Origin of the sequence: Halomonas sp. McH1-25 (assembly GCF_022348165.1) — a bacterium.
In the GTDB taxonomy this organism is placed as follows: domain Bacteria; phylum Pseudomonadota; class Gammaproteobacteria; order Pseudomonadales; family Halomonadaceae; genus Modicisalibacter.
In genome coordinates, this window is the sequence record NZ_JAKRFI010000001.1 from 632,171 (window position 1) to 658,194 (window position 26,024).

Annotated in this window: 20 protein-coding genes and 1 pseudogene; 6 read left to right on the forward strand and 15 right to left on the reverse strand. The window is 56.9% G+C overall.

The genetic code is table 11. The features are described from left to right. Nucleotides 1-63 precede the first annotated feature (63 nt). Nucleotides 64-1,674 (reverse strand): BCCT family transporter, encoded by a 1,611-nt coding sequence (locus MHM84_RS03145; RefSeq protein ID WP_239262333.1) that lies wholly within the window; start codon nucleotides 1,672-1,674, stop codon nucleotides 64-66. A 303-nt stretch (nucleotides 1,675-1,977) separates the two neighbouring features. Further along, complete coding sequence (locus tag MHM84_RS03150) at nucleotides 1,978-2,307, reverse strand: peptidylprolyl isomerase (RefSeq protein WP_343218270.1); 330 nt, start codon at nucleotides 2,305-2,307, stop codon at nucleotides 1,978-1,980. A gap of 103 nt (nucleotides 2,308-2,410) precedes the next feature. Here MHM84_RS03150 and MHM84_RS03155 point away from each other — a divergent pair, with 103 nt between their 5' ends. Both MHM84_RS03155 and thiI read left to right on the forward strand, forming a co-directional pair. Next, entirely contained in the window at nucleotides 2,411-3,028 is a 618-nt protein-coding gene (locus MHM84_RS03155; RefSeq protein ID WP_239262337.1) for a rhomboid family intramembrane serine protease, read from the forward strand. Nucleotides 3,029-3,056: 28 nt separating this feature from the next. Continuing rightward, nucleotides 3,057-4,526, forward strand: a complete 1,470-nt coding sequence (thiI, locus tag MHM84_RS03160; protein WP_239262340.1) for a tRNA uracil 4-sulfurtransferase ThiI — start codon at nucleotides 3,057-3,059, stop codon at nucleotides 4,524-4,526. 15 nt (nucleotides 4,527-4,541) lie between these two features. Here thiI and MHM84_RS03165 read toward each other — a convergent pair whose 3' ends face one another. The 6 genes from MHM84_RS03165 to MHM84_RS03190 all read right to left on the reverse strand — a co-directional run bounded on the left by MHM84_RS03165 (nucleotide 4,542) and on the right by MHM84_RS03190 (nucleotide 11,279). After that, nucleotides 4,542-5,321, reverse strand: a complete 780-nt coding sequence (locus MHM84_RS03165; protein ID WP_239262342.1) for an alpha/beta hydrolase — start codon at nucleotides 5,319-5,321, stop codon at nucleotides 4,542-4,544. Then, on the reverse strand, nucleotides 5,321-5,995 hold the full coding sequence (locus MHM84_RS03170) for a hypothetical protein (protein WP_239262344.1): 675 nt from the start codon (nucleotides 5,993-5,995) through the stop codon (nucleotides 5,321-5,323). Before MHM84_RS03170 ends, MHM84_RS03165 begins: the two co-directional genes overlap by 1 nt. 81 nt (nucleotides 5,996-6,076) lie before the next feature. Beyond that, nucleotides 6,077-6,643 carry a YetF domain-containing protein gene (locus tag MHM84_RS03175; RefSeq protein WP_239262346.1) on the reverse strand — a complete coding sequence of 189 codons (567 nt, stop codon included), beginning with the start codon at nucleotides 6,641-6,643 and terminating at the stop codon, nucleotides 6,077-6,079. Between the two features lie 43 nt (nucleotides 6,644-6,686). Continuing rightward, on the reverse strand, nucleotides 6,687-7,472 hold the full coding sequence (mepA, locus tag MHM84_RS03180; RefSeq protein ID WP_239262348.1) for a penicillin-insensitive murein endopeptidase: 786 nt from the start codon (nucleotides 7,470-7,472) through the stop codon (nucleotides 6,687-6,689). A gap of 97 nt (nucleotides 7,473-7,569) precedes the next feature. After that, nucleotides 7,570-8,733, reverse strand: coding sequence for a prolyl oligopeptidase family serine peptidase (locus tag MHM84_RS03185; protein ID WP_239262350.1), 1,164 nt, complete (start codon nucleotides 8,731-8,733; stop codon nucleotides 7,570-7,572). Nucleotides 8,734-8,828: 95 nt separating this feature from the next. Beyond that, nucleotides 8,829-11,279: a DNA polymerase II gene (locus tag MHM84_RS03190; protein WP_275445651.1), complete on the reverse strand. Its 2,451-nt coding sequence runs from the start codon at nucleotides 11,277-11,279 to the stop codon at nucleotides 8,829-8,831. Between the two features lie 281 nt (nucleotides 11,280-11,560). On the opposite strand from MHM84_RS03190, the gene MHM84_RS03195 reads away from it, so the two are divergent. Together MHM84_RS03195 and nspC are read left to right on the forward strand one after the other, a co-directional pair. Further along, the gene (locus MHM84_RS03195) at nucleotides 11,561-12,766 is read left to right on the forward strand and encodes a saccharopine dehydrogenase family protein (RefSeq protein ID WP_239262352.1); all 1,206 of its coding nucleotides are present in this window, start codon (nucleotides 11,561-11,563) and stop codon (nucleotides 12,764-12,766) included. Then, nucleotides 12,766-13,923 (forward strand): carboxynorspermidine decarboxylase, encoded by a 1,158-nt coding sequence (gene nspC / locus MHM84_RS03200; RefSeq protein ID WP_239262354.1) that lies wholly within the window; start codon nucleotides 12,766-12,768, stop codon nucleotides 13,921-13,923. Before MHM84_RS03195 ends, nspC begins: the two co-directional genes overlap by 1 nt. 115 nt (nucleotides 13,924-14,038) lie before the next feature. Here nspC and MHM84_RS03205 read toward each other — a convergent pair whose 3' ends face one another. Genes MHM84_RS03205 through MHM84_RS03220 form a run of 4 tightly spaced genes read right to left on the reverse strand, consistent with a single transcriptional unit; the run spans nucleotide 14,039 to nucleotide 18,665 of the window. Further along, nucleotides 14,039-14,944, reverse strand: coding sequence for a hypothetical protein (locus MHM84_RS03205; protein WP_239262356.1), 906 nt, complete (start codon nucleotides 14,942-14,944; stop codon nucleotides 14,039-14,041). Then, nucleotides 14,941-16,701, reverse strand: a complete 1,761-nt coding sequence (locus tag MHM84_RS03210) for a hypothetical protein (RefSeq protein ID WP_239262358.1) — start codon at nucleotides 16,699-16,701, stop codon at nucleotides 14,941-14,943. The genes MHM84_RS03205 and MHM84_RS03210 overlap by 4 nt, the downstream gene beginning before the upstream one ends. After that, on the reverse strand, nucleotides 16,694-17,881 hold the full coding sequence (locus MHM84_RS03215) for a metallophosphoesterase (RefSeq protein WP_239262360.1): 1,188 nt from the start codon (nucleotides 17,879-17,881) through the stop codon (nucleotides 16,694-16,696). The genes MHM84_RS03210 and MHM84_RS03215 overlap by 8 nt, the downstream gene beginning before the upstream one ends. Continuing rightward, complete coding sequence (locus MHM84_RS03220; protein ID WP_239262362.1) at nucleotides 17,874-18,665, reverse strand: Dam family site-specific DNA-(adenine-N6)-methyltransferase; 792 nt, start codon at nucleotides 18,663-18,665, stop codon at nucleotides 17,874-17,876. The genes MHM84_RS03215 and MHM84_RS03220 overlap by 8 nt, the downstream gene beginning before the upstream one ends. 419 nt (nucleotides 18,666-19,084) lie before the next feature. Between MHM84_RS03220 and metG the strand changes: the two genes are divergently transcribed. Beyond that, nucleotides 19,085-21,127 (forward strand): methionine--tRNA ligase, encoded by a 2,043-nt coding sequence (metG, locus tag MHM84_RS03225; protein ID WP_239262364.1) that lies wholly within the window; start codon nucleotides 19,085-19,087, stop codon nucleotides 21,125-21,127. A 115-nt stretch (nucleotides 21,128-21,242) separates the two neighbouring features. Here metG and MHM84_RS03230 read toward each other — a convergent pair. The 3 genes and pseudogenes from MHM84_RS03230 to manD all read right to left on the reverse strand — a co-directional run. Next, nucleotides 21,243-21,401: pseudogene (locus tag MHM84_RS03230) on the reverse strand (mannonate dehydratase); the annotation flags it as partial. A 9-nt stretch (nucleotides 21,402-21,410) separates the two neighbouring features. Then, the gene (locus MHM84_RS03235) at nucleotides 21,411-22,874 is read right to left on the reverse strand and encodes a mannitol dehydrogenase family protein (RefSeq protein ID WP_239262366.1); all 1,464 of its coding nucleotides are present in this window, start codon (nucleotides 22,872-22,874) and stop codon (nucleotides 21,411-21,413) included. Nucleotides 22,875-22,926: 52 nt separating this feature from the next. Then, a complete protein-coding gene (manD, locus tag MHM84_RS03240; RefSeq protein WP_239262368.1) occupies nucleotides 22,927-24,138 on the reverse strand; it encodes a D-mannonate dehydratase ManD in 1,212 nt (403 codons plus the stop codon). Between the two features lie 290 nt (nucleotides 24,139-24,428). Here manD and MHM84_RS03245 point away from each other — a divergent pair, with 290 nt between their 5' ends. Then, entirely contained in the window at nucleotides 24,429-26,009 is a 1,581-nt protein-coding gene (locus tag MHM84_RS03245) for a diguanylate cyclase (RefSeq protein WP_239262370.1), read from the forward strand. The last annotated feature ends 15 nt before the right edge of the window (nucleotides 26,010-26,024 follow it).

Sequence of the window (26,024 nt, forward strand, 5' to 3'; positions counted from 1 at the left end):
GAAGCCAGTCCGGCCTTTTTAGGCTTGGATCCGCAGCCACTGTATTTCAGCCGGGATCGCTTCCTACAGTTTGTCCACGCTAGGGGGCTCACCTACCTTGGTCTTGCTGACGCTTTCGCTCTCCAGTGCACGTAACAGCGAGAAGACCATGGCAAACACCAGGAGGAAGATCGGCAGGCCAAGCACAGTGATGACTTGCTGTAATGCGTCCAGCCCGGCCTCACCCGCCAGCACGATGAGCATGGCGGCTACCACGCCTTCGGAAACGCCCCAGAACACCCGCTGACGTGCGGGGCCGGGATCGGCATCACCGGTGCACAGCATATCGACGACCAGGGAGGCGGAATCCGACGAGGTGGCAAAAAAGATCGCCACGATGACGACCGCCAAGCCCTGTATCAGGGTCGTGAATGGGAAATGCTCGAAGAACGCGAACATCGCCAGAGGCACGCTTTCCTCTACGGCCCGCGATAACACGCCCGCCTGCTCACCGAGAGCGGCACGTGCCTGCTCACCGATGCCGTCGATCTCCATGGCGGACCAGCCGAAGATGGCAAACCATACCAGGGTGAACAGTGACGGCGCGAAGAGTACACCCAGCACGAACTGACGGATGGTGCGTCCCCGCGAGATGCGTGCGACGAAGATACCGATGAACGGCGACCAGGACACGGTCCAGGTCCAGTAGAAAACGGTCCAGTTCCCTTGCCAGCCCCACCCCCCATTCTCAGAGGTGTATTGCGCGAGCATGTCGTTCCAGAACGCCATCGGAACGAGATTGGAGCCATAGATGGCCACAGTCTCGACGATGCCTCTCAGCAGGAACACCGTCGATCCGGTAACCAGCACGAAGACCATCAACGCCGTGGCCATGCCAATGTTGATATTGGATAACCGCTTTACCCCCTTGTCGAGACCCACCACGATCGAGGTCACGGCAATGCTGGTGAGAATGGCGATGATGACCACCTTGGAAGTCACCGAATCGGGAATGCCGGTCAATTCCGTCAGCCCGGCGTTGATCTGCGACGTGCCGAGCCCGACCGACACGGCGACGCCGAATAGCGTGCCGAGTACGGCAAAGATATCGATGGTCTTGCCTATGGGCCCGTAAATCCGATCGTGCAGAAGTGGGTAGAACACCGAGCTGACGCGGACCGGCAAGTCATAGCGGTAGATGAAGTAGGCGAAGGCCAACCCAGGCAGCGTAAAGATCGTCCATGTGTGCAAGCCCAGATGATAGATCGAGAACCCCATCGCATCTCGGGCGGCCTCGACCGTATAGGGTTCGACTTCATCGTACGGCGGGTTGGAAAAATGGGAGATGGGCTCGGCCACGCCCCAGAACATCAGCACGGTCCCGATCCCGCCGGCAAACAGCATGGTGAACCACGAGAGGTTGCCGTACGCGGGCTTGGCATCCTGACCGCCCAGGCGAATGCGGCCATGTCGGCTTATCGCGATCCAGAGCAAAAAGAGCAGCCAGGAATTCACGCCAAAGATGAAGAACCAGCCGAGATTGGTGACGACCCATGACCGACCGCTAGCGAAAACATCGCGAATCTGCTCGGGTGCCACCAGCAGAGCGATCAGGAAAACGATCATGCACCCGGCCGAGACGAAGAAAATGGTCGGATCGGTACGCAGCCCAAGACGTTTGGCCAACTCTTCCATGTGGCAACCTCGTATCGATTGTTCTGTTTCGCATTACGCTGGCAGTTAGCCGATCACGGCCGTTTCACTTGTCAGCCAACGGGTGCCATATAGCCCTAGCCGTAAGCTTAAGTTCCTTGTGCATTCGCCTGACGGAACGTGGCGTCTTTTCACCTCGCGAATTGCCGATCCACAACCCGTCGATCCGCCACGTCACGATTTCAGCATGGCTCGTTCGCGGCACAGCGTCCAACCGGCGACGTGCATAACGCAAGAAGCCGCATGCGGGGCATCCCGCATGCGGCTTCTTCATCGCGTCAGGAATTACGACCGCTGGGTAACTTCCAGCAGATGGTAGCCGAACTGGGTCTTGATCGGCCCATGGACGGTATTCAAGTCGCCACTGAACACGACCTGGTCGAACTCCGGCACCATCTGGCCTTGGCCGAACGTTCCCAGATCGCCGCCATTGCGTCCCGACGGACAGGTGGAGTGTTGCTTGGCGACCTCTGCGAAATCGCGTCCGTTTTCGATCTCGGCCTTGAGCTCTTCACATTTCGCTTCGCTGTCCACCAGAATGTGGCGTGCGCTTGCCTGGGTCATGGCTCGACTCCTGTCGGTAAGGTTAGTGAAACGCCTGCATCCTGACTGCACGGCGCTCGGCTGGCAAGCCTTTGGCGCAGACGACAACGCCAGCCATCTGGCATGATGAAACTATTCGATGCCATGGATGGCCCACTCTCGAACGGAGACTCACATGCTGGATCTGACCCAAGCCCCGATCACTCTGGTGTTGCTGATCGTCAATGTGATCGTCAGCTTGTACGTGCTGCATCGCCGCCCACAGCTCATTGACCGCCTGGCGTTTCGTCCCGACCGCATTCGGCGCGGCGAACTCTACCGCCTGGTGACGGCCGGCTTCGTACATGTCAACGGCGCTCACCTGCTGGTCAACATGCTGACGTTGTACTTCTTCGGCCCGCTACTGGAGTACATGCTGGGTCCGGTCGGTTATTTGATCCTCTATTTCGGCTCGGATCTGGCGGCCCATGGCCTTTCCATGCTCTTTCAGTATCGCAATGCCCGCTACTCGGCAGTCGGCGCCTCGGGGGCGATCAGTGGCCTGGTGTTTGCCTTCTGTCTCTACGCGCCGTTCGAGATGCTCTACATCTTCTTTGCCATTCCCATCCCGGCCATCGTCTTTGCCATCGGTTTCGTGGCGATCTCCATGTATGCGATGCGTCGTCGCGACCCACTCCGCACCGGCGGCCTGGCCCATGAGGCTCACCTTGGCGGCGCGCTGGGTGGCGTGGTCATCACCATCCTGCTGGACGCGTCGGCCCTGCCGCGCTTTCTCCAGCAGTTGGGCATGTAGCGTTCAGGCGTAAGTACGTGGAGGCGACATGCGCTATCGAATCAAGTTGTTCCCGGAAATCACCATCAAGTCCCGCCCGGTACGGCGGGAAATGGTGCGCTGTCTGCGTACCAACATTCGCAATACGCTTGAGCGGTTCTCGCCCGGTATCCGGGTAGCCGACTGCTGGGATGCGCTGGAAGTGCGTCCACGCCATGCCCTCGATGCGACCGCCCAAGAGGCGCTGGAAGCCAGCCTGACTCGAATATCCGGCATTCATGAAGTCCAGGTAGTGGAGAACCACGCGTTCGTCTCCTTCGAGGATGCCGCCGCCAAGCTGGTACCGCTATGGCGCGCCCCTCTGACAAACCGGCGCTTTCGTGTGCGGGTCAAGCGCCGCGGCCGGCATGGCTTCACCTCGGAGGAGCTCGAGCGCCACCTGGGCCGCGCTCTGCTCGATGCCACCGAGGGGGCCACGGTGGATCTCCGTCAGCCGGACGTCGAGGTGCGCGTCGAGCTAACGGACGACCGGCTGGTGCTGGTCACCCGGCGTCTGCCGGGGCTCGGCGGCTACCCGCTGGGTACCCAGGGCCAAGCACTGGCGCTGGTTTCCGGCGGCTATGACTCGCCGGTCGCCGCCTGGCGGCTGCTGCGCCGGGGTCTCAAGACGCATTTCGTGTTCTTCAACCTCGGCGGCCCGGCCCATGAGCAAAGCGTCCGTGAGGTCGTTCATCAATTATGGCAGCGCTACAGCGCCTCGCACCGGGTCAACTTCGTCAGCGTGCCTTTCGAGGCCGTCGTCAGTGAGATCCAGCGCCGTGTACCGGCGGGACTGGCCGGCGTGGTCCTCAAGCGCATGATGCTGCGTGCCGCCAACCGCGTGGCGGCCAGAGCACGCATTCCGGTATTGGTTACCGGCGATGCCCTGGCACAGGTCTCCAGCCAGAGCCTCACCAACCTGAGCCTGATCGATGCCGTCAGCGAGCGGCCGATCCTGCGCCCGCTGATCGCCAGCGACAAGCAAACGATCATCGCCGATGCCCGGCATATCGGCACTGCGCGTTTTGCCGAGCGGTTACCCGAATATTGCGGCGCAATCTCCAAACGGCCCAACGTGCGTCCCCATGCGGGGCAGATCGAACGCGCCGAGGCGGCTTTCGACGTTACGCTACTCGATGATGCCGTAGCGCATTCGACATTGACGCGTGTCGATCGCTTGCTGGAGTCGTCACGCCCCCTGCCTAACATTCCGGAAATCGACTCCCGCGAGGCACTGCTTGCCGCAGACGACGTCACCGTGATCGACATCCGCCATCCCGATGAACGCGATGCCCAGCCGCTCGAACTCCCTCATGGCGAGCCGCTGGCGATTCCCTTCTTCGAGCTGATGGAACGTGCAGAGGCACTACCCCGTGACCGCCGCTACCTGCTCTATTGCACCCAGGGCATAATGAGCCGAATGCAGGCCATGCAGTTGGCCGACAAGGGCCTGACGCAGTTCGGTGTGTATCGCGTTTGAAATCGTTCGGTTCTTTTACAAGGCGAGAAACTGTCGCACTACCTCTGCGACACGCCCGGGTGCGCTGAACTGTACGGCATGCCCCCAGCCGGCGATTTCCTCGACCCGGGCCGAGCCATGTCGGCGCGCCGCTTCGTCCAGCCAACGGCGAGAAGCGACGGGATCGAACTCGCCTCGCACCAAAAGTAGCGGTTGGCTGAGCGACGGTAACCTGTCCTCGATGGAATAAGCGAACATGGCCTGTAGCTCCGGCACGGCCCGCCAGCCCATGCGAAGGTAGTCCCATGCCACCACCGGTATCAGGGCAAGCCGCTCGAAGGGGATGTCGGCGATGAAACGCGGCAGCTGGATACGCAGGCTACGCGTTGCCGGGTCCAGCGTAGGCGCAATCAGCACCAGCCGCTCGACACGTGCCGGTTGGCGTAGTGCCGCTTCGACCGCCACCTGGCAACCCAGCGATTGTCCGACCAACACGACCCGATCAAGTTGCATGGCCTTCAGCCAGTCCAGTAATGACTGGGCCAGGGCCTCGATGGACTGAGGGCGGGAGGATGCCGGGCTGTGGCCGTGTCCCGGCAAGTCCGGCGAATAGACATCGTACGCCTCGGCCAGATGCCTCATTAGCGGCTGAAAATAGCGGCTGGACACGCCCAGTCCATGCACGCACACGACGGGTAACCGGTCGCACCGTGACCGATCGACGATACAGCGATAGAACAGGCGTTGGCCATTGACGTCGGTCCAATGCTTCGATACCGAGCCCTTCAGGTGTCGATTCGCTCCACTGCATTGCATCAGGCCGGTTCCTGGCATGAATGCGACAGCAGCCAGGCATAGATGCGCGCATCGCTGTAGGCGAGCTGTGCCGAGCCGACGTGATCCGCTCCCTGGTCCAGGTAGACTCGCTCGCCAGGCGGGCTGCCTTTCTCGATGGTTTCCAGCCCCAATGACCGAACGAACCCCGACGCGCTACGTCGCGCTGCATCGCCAATGGAGAGCCACACCGGAGGCTGAATGGCCTGACGAGGCACGCGTGTCGGATCCACTGCCCACAACGCTGCCCAGCGATCCGGTCGGTCGATGGCGAGATCGAACGCGCCATTGCCGCCAAAGCTGAAGCCGCTAAGGTAGGTACGCTGGACATCGCCGCCATAGCGTTGGCTCACCTCGTCGACGATGTCATGCACATCGGCGGCGTGGCGGTACCAGATATCGCCCCCGGTGGGCAGTTGTGGCGCAACGATGATGAACTCTCGGCCTGCCCGGGGATTGGCCTTTAGCCATAGTGGGCCATGCCGGGTCAACGCCTGGTGAATGTCCAGTGGCGCAGCCTCGTCATAGCCATGCAGAAAGCACAATATCGGCCAGCCCGACTTGGGCGGCTCGCCTCGAGGCAGCGAAAGCAGGTAGCGCAGAGGCGGCTCGTCGTTGAGCAATAGGTTCGGCTGTGCGTTTAGGGTAGACACCATGGGATTCGCCCCGCTCGTGGCATGTTTGACCAGAGTCTAGACAGCGCCGCCCCGCGACAGCCAAGCCGGGATGCACATATCTCATTCTCGGCCCGGTCTGTCTTGTTCTTGGCCCGGCCTGTCATAGGGTCCGGGACGCACCACGCCGGACAGGCTCGATGCTGCATCGACTGTACCCTGCGGCACTACACTGAACGAGCCGTCGGTTTCCAACACTACGGCATGAACCTTATCCAATGAGGCCATACCGTTGGAGCGTACCGCTGCCCGTATCTCGTCTTCGGTGACGCGCGCCCGTTTCAAAGCTGCCGGCAAATGTTGTCCCTGATAGAACAGCAGCGCAGGCTCGCCCGTGACGACGTGGCGCACCCAGGGTACACGCACGCTGGTCCAGGTCACGATGAACTGCATGCCGATCAGCAGTGCAAATGCCGCCACGCCCTGGCTGAGCGTGACATTCTTGCTGAGGATGACCGAGGCCAGCGTCGAGCCCAAGGCGACGGTGACGACCAGATCGAAGGCATTCATCTTGGACAGCGTGCGTCGTCCCGAGATTCGCAGCAGTACGACCAGACTCGTATAGGCAAGCACAGCGAGGATGCCTGTGCGCCACACTGCCTGCCAATTATCGAAGAAAATCAATTCCAACGGTGCCTCCTTGTGTCGGCTTGCACGTCATCGACATCGGTAACTATGGCCCGGTCAGAACGGCACGGCAGGCCTGGGGCAATTTACGACTCGGGCTCGGATAAACCTCCGGCCGAGGCGTCGGCCGAAGACCCTGGCAACCCTCACCGGGCGGGGGCTCGGGCTGTTCGACACACTCGGTGGCACCCGGCGGGCAATGCAGTCGTACATGGAGATGATCGTCATGCGAATGCCATGGACGTATCCGACGCAGCCAGGAGCGATCGTCCCATTCACGCTGACATAGGTCGCGCTTCACTGCAGCGTCGACAAAGATGCGCGCCACACGGGGATCACCAGCGGCCAGGCGGATCAGTTGCGCGTGTCTGTCGGTCCAGCGTGCATCGAGACCTTGGCTTTCCTGATCGACCAGAATCGGCTGCTCAAGGCCTTCGCGTTCGTTGAATTCGAGTCTGGGCAGGCCGAGACGAAACCAGATATCGACATCCAACCCGCTTTGGTGACTGACATGGCCATACGGCATCGGGCCGCCGCGCGGCTGCGCCATATCACCTACCAGAATCGGGCCGAATCCAGCCTCATCCACTCGATGACCGAGATCCTGAACATAGTCGATCAACGCAGGGTGACCGTAATGCCGGTTGCGATTCAAATCGACTGCCTGATAGCCCACGCCATCGTCAGGAAGCTTCTCAGCCCCGACCAGGCAGGCCCCTCCATAATGGCCGATGACACGGGGCTCCCCCGGCAGTGGTTCGGCAACCTCTGCCCACGAGTCTGCGCCGGCAGCGGCCAAGCTCCAGAACCCACTGGCGCCGAGCAAGGTCATGGCGATTGCTTTCAACAGGCTGGAGCCCGCACGGCACGGGCTTTTCAGGAGGCGTAGACAAGGCATAGATCGAGCATCCTTGATGTCAGTTTTCAACTTAGCGTGTTTGCCGGGCCAACCACTCGAGGCCAGGGCGATATAGCATGTCGTGCCCCCCTTCGAAGAGCACCAGTTCGGCGGGACCCGATTGCAGGTGCAGCACTACCGGCGCATCCGCCTCGGCGAAATAGGGGAACTCATTCTGTTGGTGAGAGGAACGCTCACGCAGCGCCTCGGGTACCTGGCGGGTCTCCATGAGCCGATCGATTTGCGCTTGCGGCACACGATCTTCTTCCTCGGCCAAGTCATTGAAGGCGTGGATCGCCTGTGCGGGAGGAACGGTCTGGTCATCGATGCCATGGGCAATGAGCACGCGGAGTTCACCGGCCACATCGGGCAGGTGCGCCCGGGGACTGCGCTGGACGCATTCTTCGTGCGCCTCGGTCCCCTCGCGTGGCTCGCCCCCGCAAGCCCCGGCAATCTCGCCGGCATAGGGCTCGCCATGCTCGGCATTCCATCGATACCAAGGAATGAGATCGTAGACCGGCACCCATACCGAGACGCCTGCAAATACATCGGGGTTACGACTAGCCAGATGCAGGGCATTCATCGCCCCGCCGGAGTAGCCAAGCAGGTAAATCCGCGACGCATCGACATTGGCGTTTTCGCGGGCATATTCCAAGGCGTCTTGCATATCGGAGATAGCAAGATCGGAAGCCGTCGACTCAGGGCTTCCGTCGTTCTCGCCGCGAAAATCCGGATGCATGAAGACCCAGTCGTTGGCCACGGCAAACTCGGCGATGGGAATATCGATATTCTGCAGGTAATTGATGCTCCAGCTATGCAATACCAGCAGTAGCGGCTTCTCCTCATCCGATCCGGAGTGATAAAACAAGGCCGGCTGATCGCTCCCATCGGCGGACGACGGAATCTCGATCTGCTCGATGTCAGGGACATGCTCACGCCACGAGGCCAGATCGGCCGCGACGAGCGAGCCCGGGAACCCAGTCGCACGAAGGTATTCGCTGGGGTGCTCCACGTCCGGCGTGTCGGCCCATGCGCTATTGGCGCCGATGCAGCCAACCGTGACGAGCAGCGTCAGCAATAGCCCCAGAGCGCCTGAACCGAGCCGTCGAGCTACATGACGTTCAGGGCGAAGATGCGCTCTTTCCGACACGGATGAAGCGCACGCGGATAGCGGTATGTAGCGAAAGACTTCCATGTCAGCGGCTCCTGATGAGACATATCCTTTGCCTTATGGCCTGCAGTCTAGTTGTCAGCGTGTTAGGCGCCAGCGCACTCCAGAGATCAATCGCTTCAGAACAAGCCAAGCTGGCGGTCGATCAGCGCCTCGAAGGACTCTCCGACGAATGGCAGAATCGCATCGGCCACGGGTTGCAACTGGCGAGTCAGGTAATGCTGATAATCGATGGGAGAGCGTAGCGTTTCCAGCGGCTCCGGTCCGGCCACGGTGATGACATAGCTGATCCAGCCGCCGTTCTGGTATTGACGCGGCCGCCCCAGGTGGGTGTTGTATTCATCGGCTAGACGCGCCGCCCTAACGTGCGGTGGCACGTTGCGCTGGTAATCGGTGAGTTTGCGGCGCAGGCGCTTGCGATAGACCAGCCGCTCGTCATACTCGCCGGCCAGGGTGGAACTGACATAGTCACGCACGAACTCCCGGTAATGTTCATGGGCGAAAATGCGCCGATACAGTTCCTGCTGAAACACCTTGGCTAACGGCGACCAATCGGCACGTACGGCCTCCAATCCCTTGAAGGCCAGCCGCTCGCTGCCGTCGCTCGCACGCACCAGCCCCGCATAGCGTTTCTTGCTACCCGCCTCGGCACCGCGGATGGTCGGCATCAGGAAACGACGAAAATGCGTCTCGAACTGCAATTCCAGGGCACTCGTCAGGCCATATTCCTGACTGAGATGCCCTTGCCACCAAGCGTTGACATCCGCGACCAGAGCCTGGCCGATGCGCGCCGCCTCGTGCACCTCATGGGCCCGCCCCAGCCATACGAATAGCGAATCGGTATCACCGTAGATAACGGTATAACTATTGGCTTCGATCAATTCACGGGTGCGTTTCATGATGTCATGGCCGCGTAACGTGATCGACGATGACAGGCGCGGATCGAAGAAGCGGCAACCGCGAGCGCCTAGTACGCCATAGAAAGAGTTCATGATGATCTTGAGCGCCTGAGACAGTGGCATGTTGCCTTCGCGCTTGGCCGTCTCGCGCCCCTGCCATACCTGGGCCACCATACCGGGCAGCGCGTGGTGCGTACGTGAAAAACGCGCCCCGCGAAAGCCGGGCACCGTAGCGTCTTCCGGCTCGTCCAGCCCCTGCACCAGCCCGACCGGATCGATCAGAAAGGTACGCATGATCGAGGGATAGAGGCTTTTGAAATCCAGCACCAGTACCGAGTCATAAAGCCCAGGACGCGAATCCATCACGAAACCGCCCGGGCTATTCTCGCCCCCCTGCGACCCCAGGCCAGGCGCGACGAAGCCGAGCCGATGCATGCGCGGCAGGTAGAGATGCGAGAATGCCGCCACCGAGCCGCCACTGCGATCGGCCGGCAGGCCGGTCACCGAGGCCCGTTCGAGCAGAAACTCGATCAGCGCGGTCTTCTCGACGATGCGCGTGACCAGCTCGCAATCCTTGAGGTTGTAGCGGGCCAGGGCCGGCTTGTCCTCGGCGAACATGCGATTGATGTCGTCCATGCGCTGGTAGGGGTTGTCGATGGCCTTGCCCTCGCCCAGCAGCGTCTGCGCAACATGTTCCAGGCTGAACGACGTGAAGCTCCAGGTCGCCGAACGCAACGCTTCGATGCCATCGATGATCAAGCGCCCCGGCGCCGATGCGAAGAAATGGTTGGCATTGCTGCCGTGGGCGCGCCATTCCAGAGGTTCGCCACCCCGCCCGAACAGCAGCGGCACACCTAGCGCCTCGGCATGGCGCTGCAGGACGCGCAGATCGAACTGCACCACGTTCCAGCCGATGATGGCATCGGGATCATGGCGAGCCATCCACTCGTTGAGTTGCCGAAGCAAGGCTTCGCGACTCTCGCAGTAGTGCAGGGAAAAGCCGGGGGCAGCTTCGTCCAGTCCATTCGCCGGGCCCAGCATGTAGACCTGGCGCTGCCCGCAGCCTTCCAGCGCGATGGAATACAGCTCGCCACGTTCGCTGGTCTCGATATCCAATGAGACCAGCGACAAGCGTGGACGATACTTAGGCGCCGGCTTTACGTGCGCCTCGACCAGCCCACCGTCGGCTGTCTCTCGTCCCGTGAAGGCCAGTGGCGCAGTGATGAAACGCTCCATCAAATAACGCTCCGGCGGGCGGATGTCGGCCTCGTAGACATCGATGCCCGCCTCACGCAGGCGTCGTTCAACACTCAAGAGCTGGCGATAGTGACGGCAATAAAGGCCGCACACCGGACGATGGGAAAAGTCGCGCAGATCGAGTGGACGAAGCTCGATGCCCCGCTCACCGTTCAGCAACCGTTCGGCCCGGATACGCTGTTCGACAGGCACGAATGCCACCGAGGCTTGGACCGTCTGCCTGACGTAGCGTGGGCCGGCGTCAGTCGCCAACCAGAATGACACCTCGGTGCCTTCGGGGGTATCGCGCCAATGGCGGGTAAGTACGAAGCCCTGCTGCTCCACGTCGGTCTCTTGAAAAGAAAGCTGGAAAAAGAAGCGATGGGAAATGGTACCGGGTATCGCCGGGCTTGTCGCAGCGATGCGTCGAGGCAATTGCTCGCCTGGCATCGTGAAGTTGCGTCATCGAATTTCAACACCCCGTGTTTACCTTGTTAGTGAAAAAGACTTGAGCCTGGCCGTTGAGTTGCGCATTATCGGCGCCTTCTTGCCAGGCTCCTCGGGGCCGGGTGAGGCCATGACCGGAGTGAACGCCGACCGGACGTGCGTCCATCGTTCACTTCCGACTAGGCTGTGTCTGAGCAAAGGGCAAGACCACCGCTTGGACTACGCCTGGACTCGACCACTATTGAACTTTCCCATCTGGAGGCGAACGCATGAGCAAAGCCTTGATTATTGGCGCCGGCGGCGTCGGTGGTGTCGTGACTCACAAGTGCGCGCAGCACCCCGAGGTGTTCCACGAAATCTGCCTGGCGAGTCGCAACGAAGCGAAGTGCAAGGCAATTGCAGACCAGTTGGATCGCCCCATCCAGACCGCCCAGGTCGACGCCGATGATGTCGAGGCGCTGGTCGCGCTGATCGAGTCTTTCAAGCCGGACGTGCTGATCCATGTGGCCCTGCCCTATCAGGACCTGACCATCATGGAAGCCTGTCTGCGTACCGGCGTGCCCTACCTGGACACCGCCAACTACGAGCACCCGGACGAGGCCAAGTTCGAATACAAGGAGCAGTGGGCGTTCCAGGAGCGTTTCGCCAAGGCCGGCAACATGGCCACGCTGGGCTGCGGTTTCGATCCCGGCATGACCAACATCTACTGCGCCTATGGCCAGAAGAACCTGTTCGACGAGATCCACCGCATCGACATTCTGGATGCCAATGGCGGCGATCACGGCTACCCGTTCGCGACCAACTTCAACCCGGAGATCAACATTCGCGAGATCACTGCGAATGGCCGCTACTGGGAAAAGGGCGAGTGGAAGGAAACCGCGCCGCTGGCCGAGAAGCGCAGGTTCGACTTCGACGGCATCGGCGAGAAGGACATGTACCTGCTCTATCATGAGGAGCTCGAATCGCTGGCCCAGAACATCAAGGGCATCGAGCGCATTCGCTTCTGGATGACCTTCTCCGAGAAGTACATCACGCACCTCAAGGTGCTCGAGAACGTCGGCATGACCAGCATCGAGCCGATCGAGGTCAACGGCTGCGAAATCTCGCCGCTGCAGTTCCTCAAGTCGGTCCTTCCCGATCCGGCGTCGCTCGGTCCGCGCACCAAGGGCAAGACCAACATCGGCGTGATCCTCGACGGCATCAAGGACGGCAAGCGGCGCAAGGTATACATCTACAATATCTGCGACCACGAAGAGAGCTACCGCGAAGTCAAGTCCCAGGCGATCTCCTATACCACCGGCGTACCCGCGGTCACTGGCGCCATGCTGATGCTGCAGGGCATCTGGAAGGGCGAAGGCGTGTTCAACGTCGAACAGCTCGATCCGGACCCGTTCATGGAGCGCATCGGCGACATGGGCCTGCCGTGGCAGATGGTCGAGCTCGATCCCGACGACGATCCGCTGGCGGATTCGTGATGGCGGAAACGACCTATCCGTTCGACATCCATGCCTGTCCGTCGCCGGCCTACGTGGTCGACGACGCCCTGTTGCGCCGTAACCTGGAACGCCTGAAAGAGGCGCAGGAGCGCAGCGGGGCGAAGATTCTGCTCGCCCTGAAAGGCTTCGCCATGTGGGATACCTTCCCGCTGGTGAGCCAATATCTGGTGGGCACGACCTCCAGCGGGCAGGACGAAGCACGCCTCGGCGCCGAGACCTTCGGCGGCGAGGTGCATGTCTATTCGCCGGCGTTCACCGACCCCGAGATGGACGTGGTACTGCATTATGCGGACCACATCAGCTTCAACTCGCCGGGGCAGTGGCGGCACTTCCGCGACAAGGTTGCGGCGGCGCCGCGCCCGATTTCCTGCGGGCTACGGGTCAACCCCGAGCATTCGACAGGCGAAGTCGCCATCTACGACCCCTGCGCTCGCGGCTCGCGGCTCGGCACACGCTCCGTGGACGTCAATCCTGACGTTATGAATGGTCTGGACGGGCTGCACTTCCATACGCTTTGCGAGCAGAACAGCGACGCATTGGAAGCCACGCTCGAGGTGTTCGAAGCCAAGTTCGGCGAGTACTTGCCGAACCTGCGCTGGGTGAACTTCGGCGGCGGCCACCACATTACTCGTGCCGACTACGACATGGATCGGCTGGTGCGGGTCATCCGTGACTTCAAGGCGCACTATCCGCATCTGGAAGTCTATCTGGAGCCAGGTGAAGCCATCGCCCTAAACACTGGGTATCTGGTGTGCAGCGTACTGGATATCGTCGACAATGACGGCCCCATCGCCATTCTCGACACTTCCGCCACCGCGCACATGCCGGACGTACTCGAGATGCCCTACCGGCCCGAGATCATCGGCGCCGGCATGCCGGACGAGAAGGCCTACACTTATCGCCTGGGCGGCACCACCTGCCTGGCCGGCGACGTGATCGGCGACTACTCGTTCGACAGACCGCTCGAGATCGGCGACCGGCTGGTGTTCACCGACATGGCCCACTACACCATGGTCAAGACCACCACCTTCAATGGCATTCGCCTGCCGGCGATCTGCCGGATCGACGAGACCAGCCGCGAGGTGCGTACGGTCAAGGCCTTCGGCTACCTAGACTACATGCAGCGCCTGAGTTGAATCAGGGAGGAAGAGGTCACCTTTTAAGTGGCCCCTTCCGTCTTGATCAGCTAGCTAGATTCATATGCCAAGTTGGAAAATTTATCTATATTTAGGCCAGATTAATGCAAAACTTCTAATTCTCAATAGTGAAATTAACAACATGGCCGCTAGCGGGACGATTTACCGGAACCTCACTCTCTTTGGAGGAAAGCCTCCATATAGGAAGGTGTGGATAAAACTCTATTCCCAATAACACACTAAGCGCTGCAACTATTTTAGGGCCTAAGGGAAGAATAATCGGTCGATTGACCTTTAACATATCAATAACTACTGACTTCATATCGATGAAAGTCTTGTAAGGATTATGCACATCGTAGCTAAATGTATTTTCTTTTCCTATTCCTCCTAGGAAAAATTTATTGCTCCTCAAAACTTCTTTATAGAATTCATCGATCTTGCTGCATGGTATAAAAGCAACCACTTCGCTTGCGTCAATATAATTAGCGGCGCCCAAGGCCTTGTTCTCTTCGTATCCTAAACAGGCGATAAGCCCAATTGGCAATCCCAAACTACTAGGCACCCCATTTAACTCACCAATTATAGGCCCTATTTCTTTTACAGGCGGCATTTCGTTAGGAGGAGGCACAAATTCTGATACAGAATAGGATACTGTTATACGTCCCCCTTGCGGCAAATTCTTAATTAATACCCATAGAGCGGTCGCCAGTCTATGGCGACTCATTACAGTAATATCAACAAATACCTTTGGCCTGTTAAAATTTTGTAAACTCGAGATACATTTAGCTATCGCAGACTTAAATCCATTATCATCAACCTCAAACACTTCGGCTCCCATCAGGAACTCAGCCTTATTTTTCTTATAATTGTACACCTTATCATTATACTTATAACCAATCGCATAACTACTAGTGCTTTTAAGCTTAATCTTATTATACAAATAAGTAGATCGCTCTTCGTAGCCTAGGCCAAAAATTGCTACATCAAAGCTTTCCAGATATGCTTCTTTTAATATTTTCATAAAAGCTTTATTTGCTCCGGCGAAAGTCCATTAGGCATTAAATCTCCGCTTAGAGCCTTCATAAAATCAAGCTCTCTAGGCTTGCTCATAACCAAACCATATTTATGAGAGAAGATATATGAAAGTCTAAACCTAACGCTCTCTATATCCCCAATATTACCATTCAAGTGAGCATCAGAGTCATCAATTACAAACGCACCTGAATTTAAAGCATAGCCTACCGCTCGTTTAACTTCCTCACCTGGGTCTTTATGAAAACAGAAATAACCATAAGTCTCAGAATAAAAATCACCACCTTTTATATAGGAAGCAAGCGCTATTGCCAGTTTGTCAACCATTTCCAGCAAAGAGGCAGAGCCGGCAACTTCGATGGATATCGTATTCAACAATGCAGAGTATGAATTTAAAATTTCTTTCAGTGACTTTATCTGTTCACTAACTGATATTTTGTTATCCACCATTGCATCCAAAAGCATGCTAAAAACCCCAATAAGCATCCTAGGATTATATTCAACTGCCTTACATATCTTATCAAATCCAGCATAGTAATCTAAGGCTCTTTTCTTACTTTTCAGCCTACCCTCATATGAAAGAAATTCATTCCGCAATTGAGCAATGAATTGCACCTTCCTTATTATTGGAAGTTTATTTTTCTCTGTATAGAGTTCTAGCCTAGTAGCATCTATATTATTCCTCATCAAATAATCTTTAAAGGTTGGATCTTTCTTTTCCAACTCCAGAAAAACAATTTTGTTCGGCTTCCGCTTCGGCTCTTCAAAATAGCTTTCAACAGTCTTAGAATAGCCGTGCCTGTCAAAAAGCTTTTGGCAAAGTTTTTTTGAAAATTCGAATCCTATTCTATCATTAGAACTAGATAGATTAATAAATGAGTGATCCTGCCTATCCATAGGACTATTAGGGTTGTCAGTAACCTTAATATCACCATGATAAGGAGACAACGAAAGTTTAAGTATAATGTCCTCTGGCCCACCTCTTAATGCGTTAATAAGCGGCTGCACTATACTTTCAGGAGCCAGCTCAAGTTCGTCAAATAAAAAACACCACTTCCCACCATCCTCATCAATATGGCTATTGACTATTTTTACTGAAACATCCAGCAATCCTGCGATATTTTTTATATCAAAAAAGGGTGATTTTTTTTCTTTTTCAGGCTCCCTCTCTGCAGAAAGAGAAAATCCGGATAACTCGTGCTTTGACATAGCCAACTCTAAAGCAAGCCCTTTAAGAGTTAGCATCTTTGGTTTCACCCTCCAGCTTCTAGCAAGATCGTTAACTAAAGAAACCTCTTCCTTTTTACTAAGGTTAACACGCCTAAACCCCCTTACATCATTTAATGACCTTTTAGATCTATATTCTACAGCCAGGACAAATCGCTCTAAAACATGATAAATAAAAATACTATTAAGAGAATCAACCCGAGCACTTTCCCATTCATTATTTCCTACAATAGATTCATACTGCATTTTCCACAATCTATCTGTTGGAATGAAAACCCCCGTAAAATCTATTTTTTTTCTAAAAGTTTCTGCATCATCCGATTCCCATAACGAAAGCGCCTCTACCTGGAGCATTTTCATTAGAGTAGTTTTACCACTACCTCGAGGGCCAACCATGATTGCATGATCAGGACCCGACAACTTTAAAAAGTGATCATTTACAATAAATCCTTCACAGAGCGCACTAATAGTTAAGTTTCTCGCATTGAACGAATCATGGATACTTTTATACCTAACCATGCCCCCTCCCAACTTGATTTATTTTTCCACTATCGTATATAACATCAAACCCTAATGACCTCAAATTATTAACAAGCTTCTTGAAATCAGTTGGCACAAAATTATCAACTATTTTTTGAATATCAGTCAGGTCGTTTTCTTCCAGAAAGCCTGCTTCATCTTCTTCTATTAAGCTTTCTATTCTACTTGCAATGAGAGATGGCGTTAATAAGCTTCCAAAACCACCCTTTGCGGGTAAGCTCTCTGACTCAGATCTGGACCATCCTTTTTTCAGAGTCCATTCATACGTTTCAAACTTCCCAACAGCACGCCCACTTGCTTTACTTTCACTCAGGTCTATATCAAGGATATAAAATTGATTAGAAGTCTTACCCATTATTTCAGAATGGATAACTGCACTAAAACTTCCTGCCGAAAGTACGGTAATAGGCTCGGATGTACTTCCTGAAGCATAGCTTATTTCAGGAAAATGCTTATGCCCGTGTATAATTAGCCACCCTCCCTTTCCTGCTTCACCAAGGCACTGGATTAGATACTGCCCTCCTTGCATTTCCTGAGTGTCGTAGTCTCTGTCAACCTGTTCCATTTTAGTGGGGTGATGGTGACATAAAAGTATATTTATAGGCTTTTTTATAAATCTCTCAGAGTTAACATAATCTTTTATTTGATCACTTATCTCATAGGCAACTCTTCCATGAGAATGTTCATCACCATAGCCATGGTAAGCGCTACTATTCAATAAAACCATATTGTAGGAATCACAATTAACACAACACCAATTCCATGCCCAAAAGTGAGTACTTTTTATATTGCAATCAAGGGGAAATGGCGGATTTGCAAATTGCAAATCATGCTTAGGATCAAAACTATTTCCAGTGTGCCTCGATTTATGGTCATGATTTCCTGGCACACAATAAAAATCCCTCACCCCCAACTCTTTTCTTATTTTATTAAGAACCATCCAGCCAGCTTCAAATGCGCCATTAGAAGCTTTATTAGCAACATCCCCAGCACATACAAGCAAATCGAAATTAACCCCAAGGTCATTAACGAAGCTTATAAAAGCGTCAACAAATTCTGAGCTTGCGCCATCAATAAATAGATGCGAATCATCTTTATGTCTTTCGTCAATAACAGCATGCAGATCTGAAACTATTAGAACTTTAAGACTGTTACTCATAATTCTTTACCAAAATCTCATCAGCATCACTCCACTTAGCTTTGAAACCAGAGACATGGCGCTTAACCTTAAGCTCACTATATCGATACCTGCCTGAAATTAATTTCAAAAAATCTTCGCAGTTTTTATAAGAAAGCAAAAATTTAATACCGCGCTTATCCATATCATACAGGCAATTAGCTATACTATCTATTTCTGAAGCGTTCATACTACCCACGCCATATTCGCCAGTGAATCTTCCCGCTTTGGAATACGGAGGGTCCAAGTACACAAAGTCCCCCTCTTTTAAATTCAAAACTGTCTGTTTGTAATCCATTTTTCTTATTTCTGCAGACTGAAGAATATCTTTTGCGCGCTCAAAAACCCCAGCATCAGGAATACCTCCGGTCTTTGTTCCTCTCGGCACATTAAAAACCCCTTTCTTATTGGTTCTGTAAACCCCATTAAAACAATATCTGTTTAAATACAAAAAACGTAAAGCTCTTTCCTCTGATGTAAGATCCTCAACAGGCAAGGCTCTTATCCTGTAATACTCCTCCTTAGTGTTGGGTATAATTAAAAGTTTCGAATGCAAACATTCATCCTCCCTGATAAAGCGAAGAGCATTAATCAACTCTTCATTGATATCGCAAAGAAGTGCCTTCTTAGGCTGAATCTCAAAAAACAGGCATGCTGAGCCACAAAAAGGCTCAACATATCGAGAAAAGGAGGCTGGCACATTATCGACAAGCTGTGGAAGAAGCTTTTTTTTACTACCCGCCCACCTTATTATTTGCTTATACACCAATTTATTTCACCTTAAGGTCTTATTAGCAACCAAGCCTCCAAGCAGCTCAAAAAGCTGCCTATTTAATATTCCATCTACAGTATTCTATGCATTTTCCAACCGTCCGGACACGCTACCGCTAAGAGGCTGCGACATTTGCTCCTCCTCTCCCACCACATTTTTCATGACTGCTCATACCATGATAAAGCATTGCTTAGCCTACTAAGACCTCATTCGGCCTGGATAGAGATTTCTTGAGATTTTTTGATGTACTTGAATGAGGAGAGATTGGCCGGCAGTCCATGACAAAGCTAGCTGTAGAAGTTCCACGGATGCACCCGGCCGCCAAGCGGGCTACAATCGCCCTTTCGTCCTGGCTCATCTCCGAGCCCTAGCCGACGCCCGAATTCTTCGTTTCTACCAGTCATAGAGCCGCCATGCCCACTACCGCCAACGCCAAGCGCAAGATCCTGGTCACCAGTGCCCTGCCCTATGCCAACGGCTCGATTCACCTGGGCCACCTGCTGGAGTACATCCAGACCGATATCTGGGTGCGCTTCCAGAAGAGTCGCGGCAACGAATGCCACTACGTGTGTGCCGACGATGCCCACGGCACCGCGATCATGCTGCGTGCCGAGCAGGAAGGCGTTACCTCCGAGCAGTTGATCGAACGGGTCTCCAAGGAGCACCAGGCGGACTTCGCGCGCTTCGGGGTGGCCTTCGACAATTACCACTCGACCCACTCGGAAGAGAACCGCATCCACAGCGAGCGCATCTATACCGCGCTGCGCGATGCCGGTCACATCTCGACCCGCGACATCGAGCAGATGTACGACCCGGTCAAGGGCCTGTTCCTGGCCGATCGCTTCATCAAGGGCACCTGCCCCAAGTGCAAGACGCCGGACCAGTATGGCGACAACTGCGAGGCGTGCGGCGCCACCTACACCCCGGCGGAGCTGATCGATCCGGTCTCGGCGATCAGCGGCGCCACGCCGGAAGTGCGCAGCTCCACCCACTACTTCTTCAAGCTGCCCGACTTCGAGGAATTCCTGAAGCGCTGGACCCGCGCCGGCCACGTGCAGCCGCAGATCGCCAACAAGCTGCAGGAATGGTTCGAGGCCGGCCTGAACGAGTGGGACATCTCGCGCGATGCGCCCTACTTCGGCTTCGAAATCCCCGACGCCCCCGGCAAGTATTTCTACGTGTGGCTGGATGCGCCGATCGGTTACCTGGCCAGCTTCCAGAACCTGTGCGAGCGTGAGGGCATCGACTTCGACAGCTATTGGAAGAAGGACTCCGACGCCGAGGTGTATCACTTCATCGGCAAGGACATCGTCTACTTCCACGCCCTGTTCTGGCCGGCAATGCTCGAAGGCGCCGGCATGCGCACGCCGACCGCCATCAACTGTCACGGCTTCGTGACCGTCAACGGCGCCAAGATGTCCAAGTCGCGCGGCACCTTCATCAAGGCCGAGACGTACGCCGAGTATCTGAACCCGGAATACCTGCGTTACTACTTCGCGGCCAAGCTGACCTCGCGCGTCGACGACCTCGATCTCAATCTCGAGGACTTCGCCTACCGCGTGAACTCGGATCTGGTCGGCAAAGTGGTCAACATTGCCAGCCGCTGTGCCGGGTTCGTCAAGAAACTCGGCGCAGGCAAGCTCTCCGCGACATCGGTGGAGCCGGAGCTGCTGGCCCGCTTCATCGCTGCCGGTGACGAGATCGCCGAGGACTTCGAGGTCCGCGAATTCGGCCGCGCCATGCGCAAGATCATGGAGCTGGCCGATGAGGCCAATACCTACATCGCCGACAAGGAACCCTGGGCCTTGGCCAAGCAGGAAGGCCGTGAGCAGGAAGTTCTCGATATCTGCTCAGTGGGCATCAACCTGTTCCGCCAACTGATGGTCTACCTGGCCCCGGTGGTCCCGGCCATGGCCGATGAGGCACGCGTCTTCCTGAATCTCGACAGCCTCGACTGGCACACCCGCCACGATGTGCTGGAAGATCATGCGATCAACAAGTTCAAGCCGCTGATGACCCGCATCGAGCGCGACAAGATCGATGCCATGGTCGAAGCTTCCAAGGAGGACATTGCGGTGGAAAAGAAACTCAAGGAAGCCGCCAAGGGGCCCCTGGTCGACACCCCCCTCGCCGACGAGATCGCCTTCGACGATTTCGCCAAGGTGGACCTGCGTATCGTGCGCATCGCCAAGGCGGAGTATGTGGAAGGCGCAGACAAGCTGCTCAAGCTGACCCTGGATCTGGGCGGTGAAACGCGCACGGTGTTCTCCGGCATTCGCTCGGCCTACGCCCCGGAAGCGCTGGAAGGTCACTTGACCGTGATGGTCGCCAACCTGGCGCCGCGCAAGATGCGCTTTGGTGTTTCCGAGGGCATGGTGCTGGCCGCCGGAGACGGCAAGGGCATCTACCTGCTGGAACCGCACAGTGGTGCCGAGCCCGGCCAGCGCGTGACCTGACGCAGGTTGCCCGCAAGGCATGAAAAAACGCGCGGCTTGATAGGCCGCGCGTTTTCGTTGAGACAACAAAAGCTCGCCGTGCTCGTTCCTATAGGCCCAAGCGCCGAATCGTCACCTCGATGAGTCGCTTGCGCTCGGCAATGGCGCTCACCGGCCAGACCTCGCCGCTGGGAATGTCGTGCAGCGCAGTGACAATGCCTGTGGCACCGGTCTGACGAATGTCGGCAAGGGTAATAGGATCGCCGGGACCGAACCAGCGCCAGGTCTGTTCCATGCTGAACTCCTAGAGTGCCAGTGAATCGAGATTATCCAAGGTCGCGGCAACGCCCCGCGCCTCTAGCGAACGATAGGCGGCCAACACGGGCCGCGTAAAACGCTCGTCCGACGCCAGAGTGCTCGGAAAGATGGATTCCAGGCCCAGAAACGCCGCGACCAGGGCGTCATCCGAGCCGGCATGGCGACGATGGAGTTCGGCGAAGGTCTCCGCCATGGGATCGTCGACTGTGTGTGGCTGACCATGCAGATCGCCGCCCCGGGTATAGCGAATCCATGCCGCCACGCCCAAGGCGGTACAAGCGATGCCGCCGCCTGCAGCGAGCCGCGACTGTGCGCCATTGAGCCAGCGTTGCGGCAGCTTCTGCGATCCGTCCATGGCGATCTGATGCGTGCGGTGTCGCAGGCTGTCGTTGCCGAAACGCGCCAGCAAACGCTCGGTATAGTCCGTGAGGTCGGTGCCGGCCGGCATGCTCAGCGTCGGTATTGCCTCGTCTTGCATATAACGCGTTAGCAGGGCGGCAATGTCGGGTCGGCTGACGGCGTCGGCCACGGTCTCGACACCATCCAATGCTCCCAGATAGGCCAGCAGCGAATGGCTGCCATTGAGCATGCGCAGCTTCATCGCCTCGAACGGGGCCACATCACTCACCATCTCGACGCCGTCATGCTCCCAGTCCGGGCGGCCCTGCGGAAAATCGTCCTCGACTACCCACTGGCTGAAAGCCTCGCAGACCACCGCGGCGGTATCGTCGATCCCCAGTTCGGCGAGGCGAGCGAAGTCCTGCTCGGTCATGGCCGGAACGATGCGATCCACCATGCTACTGGGAAAGGCGACATTCGCAGCGATCCATTCGGCCAACACCGCATCGCGTTGACACGCCAGGTCGATCACGGCCTGCCGGGTGCGCTTGCCGTTGTCCGGCATGTTGTCGCAGGAAAGCACCGTGAACGGCGGGATACCCGCCCTGTGTCGCCGGGCCAAGGCCTCGACCAGCATGCCCGGTGCGGTGCACGGCGAGTCGGGGTTGTCGAGATCGTGAGCGATGGCCGGATCATCGGTCATCAGCGTACCCTCGGCGGGGTTCAGGTAATACCCCTTCTCGGTCACGGTCAGGGTGACGATGCGCACCTTGGGATCGCTCATGCGGACCAGCAACGCTTCGCGATCGGGGCCATCCTCGCCCGCATAAAGCGTTTCTCGAATGGCTGCGATTTCACGCAGCGTCACATGCTCACGGTCGGCGTACTCGGCAACGTGGTAGCGTTGCCCCTGGGCGCGTAACTGCTCGACCAATCGCCAGTTGGAGCGGATGTTGGCGCTACAGATCCCCCAGCCGCCGCTACCGCCGTGGCGCGCCAGGTGCCGCTCGAGGTAGACCGCCTGGTGGGCGCGATGGAATGCCCCCAATCCGAGATGGACGATGCCGATATCGACTTGGCCGTAATTGCTGGGCACGGTATCTAGAGCCATAGGATTCATTCCCCCATCAGTAAGGTGGGCAACCACATTGGGATGGCGTCGCTTACCAATGCCACAGCGTGCCGTCTTCGAGCCGGTTGACCGGGAGGCTGGCACGTTTGTAGGGATACTGCCTGGCCAGCTCTTCGTCGATGTCGACTCCATGCCCCGGCGCTTCACCGACCAGGAAGTGGCCATCCTCGAAGCGGTAGTCATGCGGAAAGACGGCATCGGTGGTCGCGTCGTGCGGCATGTGCTCCTGAATGCCGAAATTGGGCACCCAGGTATCGAAATGGATCGCCGCGCCGAGACATACCGGTGACAGGTCCGTCGGGCCGTGGAAACCGGTGCGGATGTGATAGAGCGCAGCCAGATCGGCAACACGCCGCACGTGAGTGATACCGCCACCGTGACTGAGCGGCATGCGAATGTAATCGATCCACTGATTCTCGATCATCTCGCGATAATCGTGGATCGAGTTGAAGACTTCGCCGATCGCCAGCGGCGTGGTGGTATGCTCGCGGATCAGCTTGAGGCTCTGCTGGTTCTCGGCCGGAACGCAGTCCTCCAGCCAGAACAGGTGATAGGGCTCCACCATCTTGCCCAGTCGCGCCGCTTCGATGGGCGTCAGGCGATGGTGAACGTCGTGCAGGACATGCAGGTCGTCGCCAAAGCGCTCGCGTACCGCAGCGAACAGCTTGGGCACGTGATTGAGGTACTTTTCGGTACTCCACACGTGTTCGGCGGGCAGGTCCGAATCGGCGGGCTCGTAACGCTCGCCCTCGCGTTTGGCGACGCCGTAGATAGTCGAAATGCCCGGCACCCCGGCTTGTACGCGCACGGCGCGATAGCCCTGCTCGACATGACGTGCCACTTCCTCCAGGCAACTGTCGATGTCCTTGCCGGTGCAGTGAGCGTAGGTCATGACCCGCTCACGGCTCTTGCCACCGAGCAGCTGATAGAGCGGCATGCCGGCCGCCTTGGCCTTGATGTCCCACAGCGCCATATCCACGGCACCAATGGCCGACATGGTCACGGGACCGCGCCGCCAGTACGCCCCCCGATAGAGATACTGCCAGATGTCTTCTATCCGTCCGGCGTCGCGCCCGATCAATGCAGGCAACACATGTTCTTCCAGGTAGGCGACCACGGCCATTTCACGGCCGTTGAGCGTCGCGTCGCCGATGCCGTAAATTCCCGCCTCGGTGACGATCTTGAGAGTGACGAAGTTGCGCCCGGGCGACGTGACGATCACGTAGGCATCAGTGATATTCATGAATGTTCCTTGGCTTTCGCTTGGACATGGCTTTCGAGGCCGCACTCGCACCTCGCCGGGAGAGGCGGACATCGGCACTTCCTTCCTGGCCGTTCTTGTATAACTAGTATGGTAGTATGGTTTTAACTCGACGCGATCCGACTTTAGTCTCAGCCTGCAGAGCATTCACCAAGGCCGTCCCTTGAATTGGGTGAAGCCCGGTTAAAGCCCCGTCCATTACGGCCGATATCGATTGCGACACTCTGCATGGTTATCGGCCTTACGACGGGCTTCTCAGTGGCGATCACTCAATGAATTTCAGACTTTCTTCGCTGCGTCATCGCTTTCTGCTCGCGTTGGCCACTCTTTTCCTGGCTGCGATGTGCGCGTTGGGCCTGATTGCACGTTTCATCATTCATCCTGCCCTGCTCGAAGAAGAACGCACCTTGGCGGCGTCCAAACTCGACCAAATCGAGCGCGTCATGGAGAGCGACCGCCATGCCCTGCTGCTCATGACCAAGGACTGGGCGACCTGGGACGACACCTACGCGTTCATGCAAGGACAGCGTGCGGAGTATCCTGAGTCGAATTTCAGCCTTAGCATGTTCCAGGACATGGACTACCAGTTCATGTTGTTCTTCGCCACAAATGGCTCGGTGCAGTGGACAGCCGGCATCGATCCGCTCAGTGGTAGCTATGCTTCCTGTCCGGGTGTCGAAGGCGCTTGCCGTTGGGCGGAAAACATGGCGCAACGGTTACGCCCCTTGGTCCGCTACCGACCGGCCGAAGGCACGGCATATCTGGAAATCACGCCCTACCCCGCCTTCGTTGCCTTGCACCCGATTCTGCGTACCGATGAAAGCGGTCCGCCGCAAGGGTGGCTTGCGCAGGTGCGCCTGCTGGATGATGAATGGCAAGCCCATGTCGAGAATCAGACCGAGCTGCCTATAGAACTGCTGCCTGCCCTACAGCAGGACATTCTTCAAGGGCTACGTCTGGAGCGTAGCGACAGCCAGCAGATGACGGTTACACGTCCTATTACCCATGTGACGGGGTCGGAGAGCCTGTTGTTGCAAAGCCGCCTCCCTCGCGAGGATTTTTTCACTCAGCTCGCCACTTTTCGCTATACCCAGTTCTGGACGGCGGGCCTGTTGGTGATGGTCATCGCCATCGTCCTGATCCTGCTGGAGAGCATGGTGCTGAGGCCGTTGCGACAGTTCGCCAGTTTCACCCAGAAATTGCAGCTACACGAGGATAGCCGCCCCCTACCTCGGGAACTGCTCGACAGGCGTGACGAAATCGGCATGCTGGCGCGTGAATTCCAGCAAATGTTGGAGCTACAGCGCCGCCAGACTTCGTCCCTGGTCGAACTCTCCCACCGCGACCCATTGACCGGACTCGCCAATCGCCGGCTATTCGATCAGCACCTGAGCGATACCTTGAAGCTGACCCAACGGCGCAGTCAGCCAATGAGCCTGCTGATGATCGATATCGACTTTTTCAAGATCTACAACGACCGGCTTGGGCATCCAGCCGGAGACAGTTGTCTCAAGGCCATAGCCGATGCCATGCAACGCCAGTTCTCGCAGCCCGCCCAGTTGGTGGCGCGCACGGGCGGGGAAGAGTTCAGCGTGATCCTGCCAGGCATTAGTGCCACGCTCGCCGCCAGACAGGCCAACAACCTGCGCTTGGCCATCGAGGCATTGGGCCTTCCCCATCCCGCAGGCGAGGCGAGCGCCGTGGTGACGGTCAGCATTGGTGTCGGGTACGTTTCTCCCGAACAGCCACGCTCGACCCAGGAACTGATCGATGCCGCCGACGCGGCACTTTATGCCGCCAAGCAAACGGGCCGCAATCGCGTGAGCATGGAAGGCGAACAAACCGCAGCCTGACCGGGAGATGCGATC

Bases quoted from the DNA above. Each gene is read 5' to 3' on its own strand.
- MHM84_RS03145 (WP_239262333.1), bottom strand. From the start codon at position 1,674: ATGGAAGAGTTGGCCAAACGTCTTGGGCTGCGTACCGATCCGACCATT.
- MHM84_RS03155 (WP_239262337.1), top strand. From the start codon at position 2,411: ATGCTGGATCTGACCCAAGCCCCGATCACTCTGGTGTTGCTGATCGTC.
- thiI (WP_239262340.1), top strand. From the start codon at position 3,057: ATGCGCTATCGAATCAAGTTGTTCCCGGAAATCACCATCAAGTCCCGC.
- MHM84_RS03165 (WP_239262342.1), bottom strand. From the start codon at position 5,321: ATGCAATGCAGTGGAGCGAATCGACACCTGAAGGGCTCGGTATCGAAG.
- MHM84_RS03170 (WP_239262344.1), bottom strand. From the start codon at position 5,995: ATGGTGTCTACCCTAAACGCACAGCCGAACCTATTGCTCAACGACGAG.
- mepA (WP_239262348.1), bottom strand. From the start codon at position 7,472: ATGACCTTGCTCGGCGCCAGTGGGTTCTGGAGCTTGGCCGCTGCCGGC.
- MHM84_RS03185 (WP_239262350.1), bottom strand. From the start codon at position 8,733: ATGGAAGTCTTTCGCTACATACCGCTATCCGCGTGCGCTTCATCCGTG.
- MHM84_RS03195 (WP_239262352.1), top strand. From the start codon at position 11,561: ATGAGCAAAGCCTTGATTATTGGCGCCGGCGGCGTCGGTGGTGTCGTG.
- nspC (WP_239262354.1), top strand. From the start codon at position 12,766: ATGGCGGAAACGACCTATCCGTTCGACATCCATGCCTGTCCGTCGCCG.
- MHM84_RS03205 (WP_239262356.1), bottom strand. From the start codon at position 14,944: ATGAAAATATTAAAAGAAGCATATCTGGAAAGCTTTGATGTAGCAATT.
- MHM84_RS03210 (WP_239262358.1), bottom strand. From the start codon at position 16,701: ATGGTTAGGTATAAAAGTATCCATGATTCGTTCAATGCGAGAAACTTA.
- MHM84_RS03215 (WP_239262360.1), bottom strand. From the start codon at position 17,881: ATGAGTAACAGTCTTAAAGTTCTAATAGTTTCAGATCTGCATGCTGTT.
- metG (WP_239262364.1), top strand. From the start codon at position 19,085: ATGCCCACTACCGCCAACGCCAAGCGCAAGATCCTGGTCACCAGTGCC.
- MHM84_RS03235 (WP_239262366.1), bottom strand. From the start codon at position 22,874: ATGGCTCTAGATACCGTGCCCAGCAATTACGGCCAAGTCGATATCGGC.
- manD (WP_239262368.1), bottom strand. From the start codon at position 24,138: ATGAATATCACTGATGCCTACGTGATCGTCACGTCGCCCGGGCGCAAC.
- MHM84_RS03245 (WP_239262370.1), top strand. From the start codon at position 24,429: ATGAATTTCAGACTTTCTTCGCTGCGTCATCGCTTTCTGCTCGCGTTG.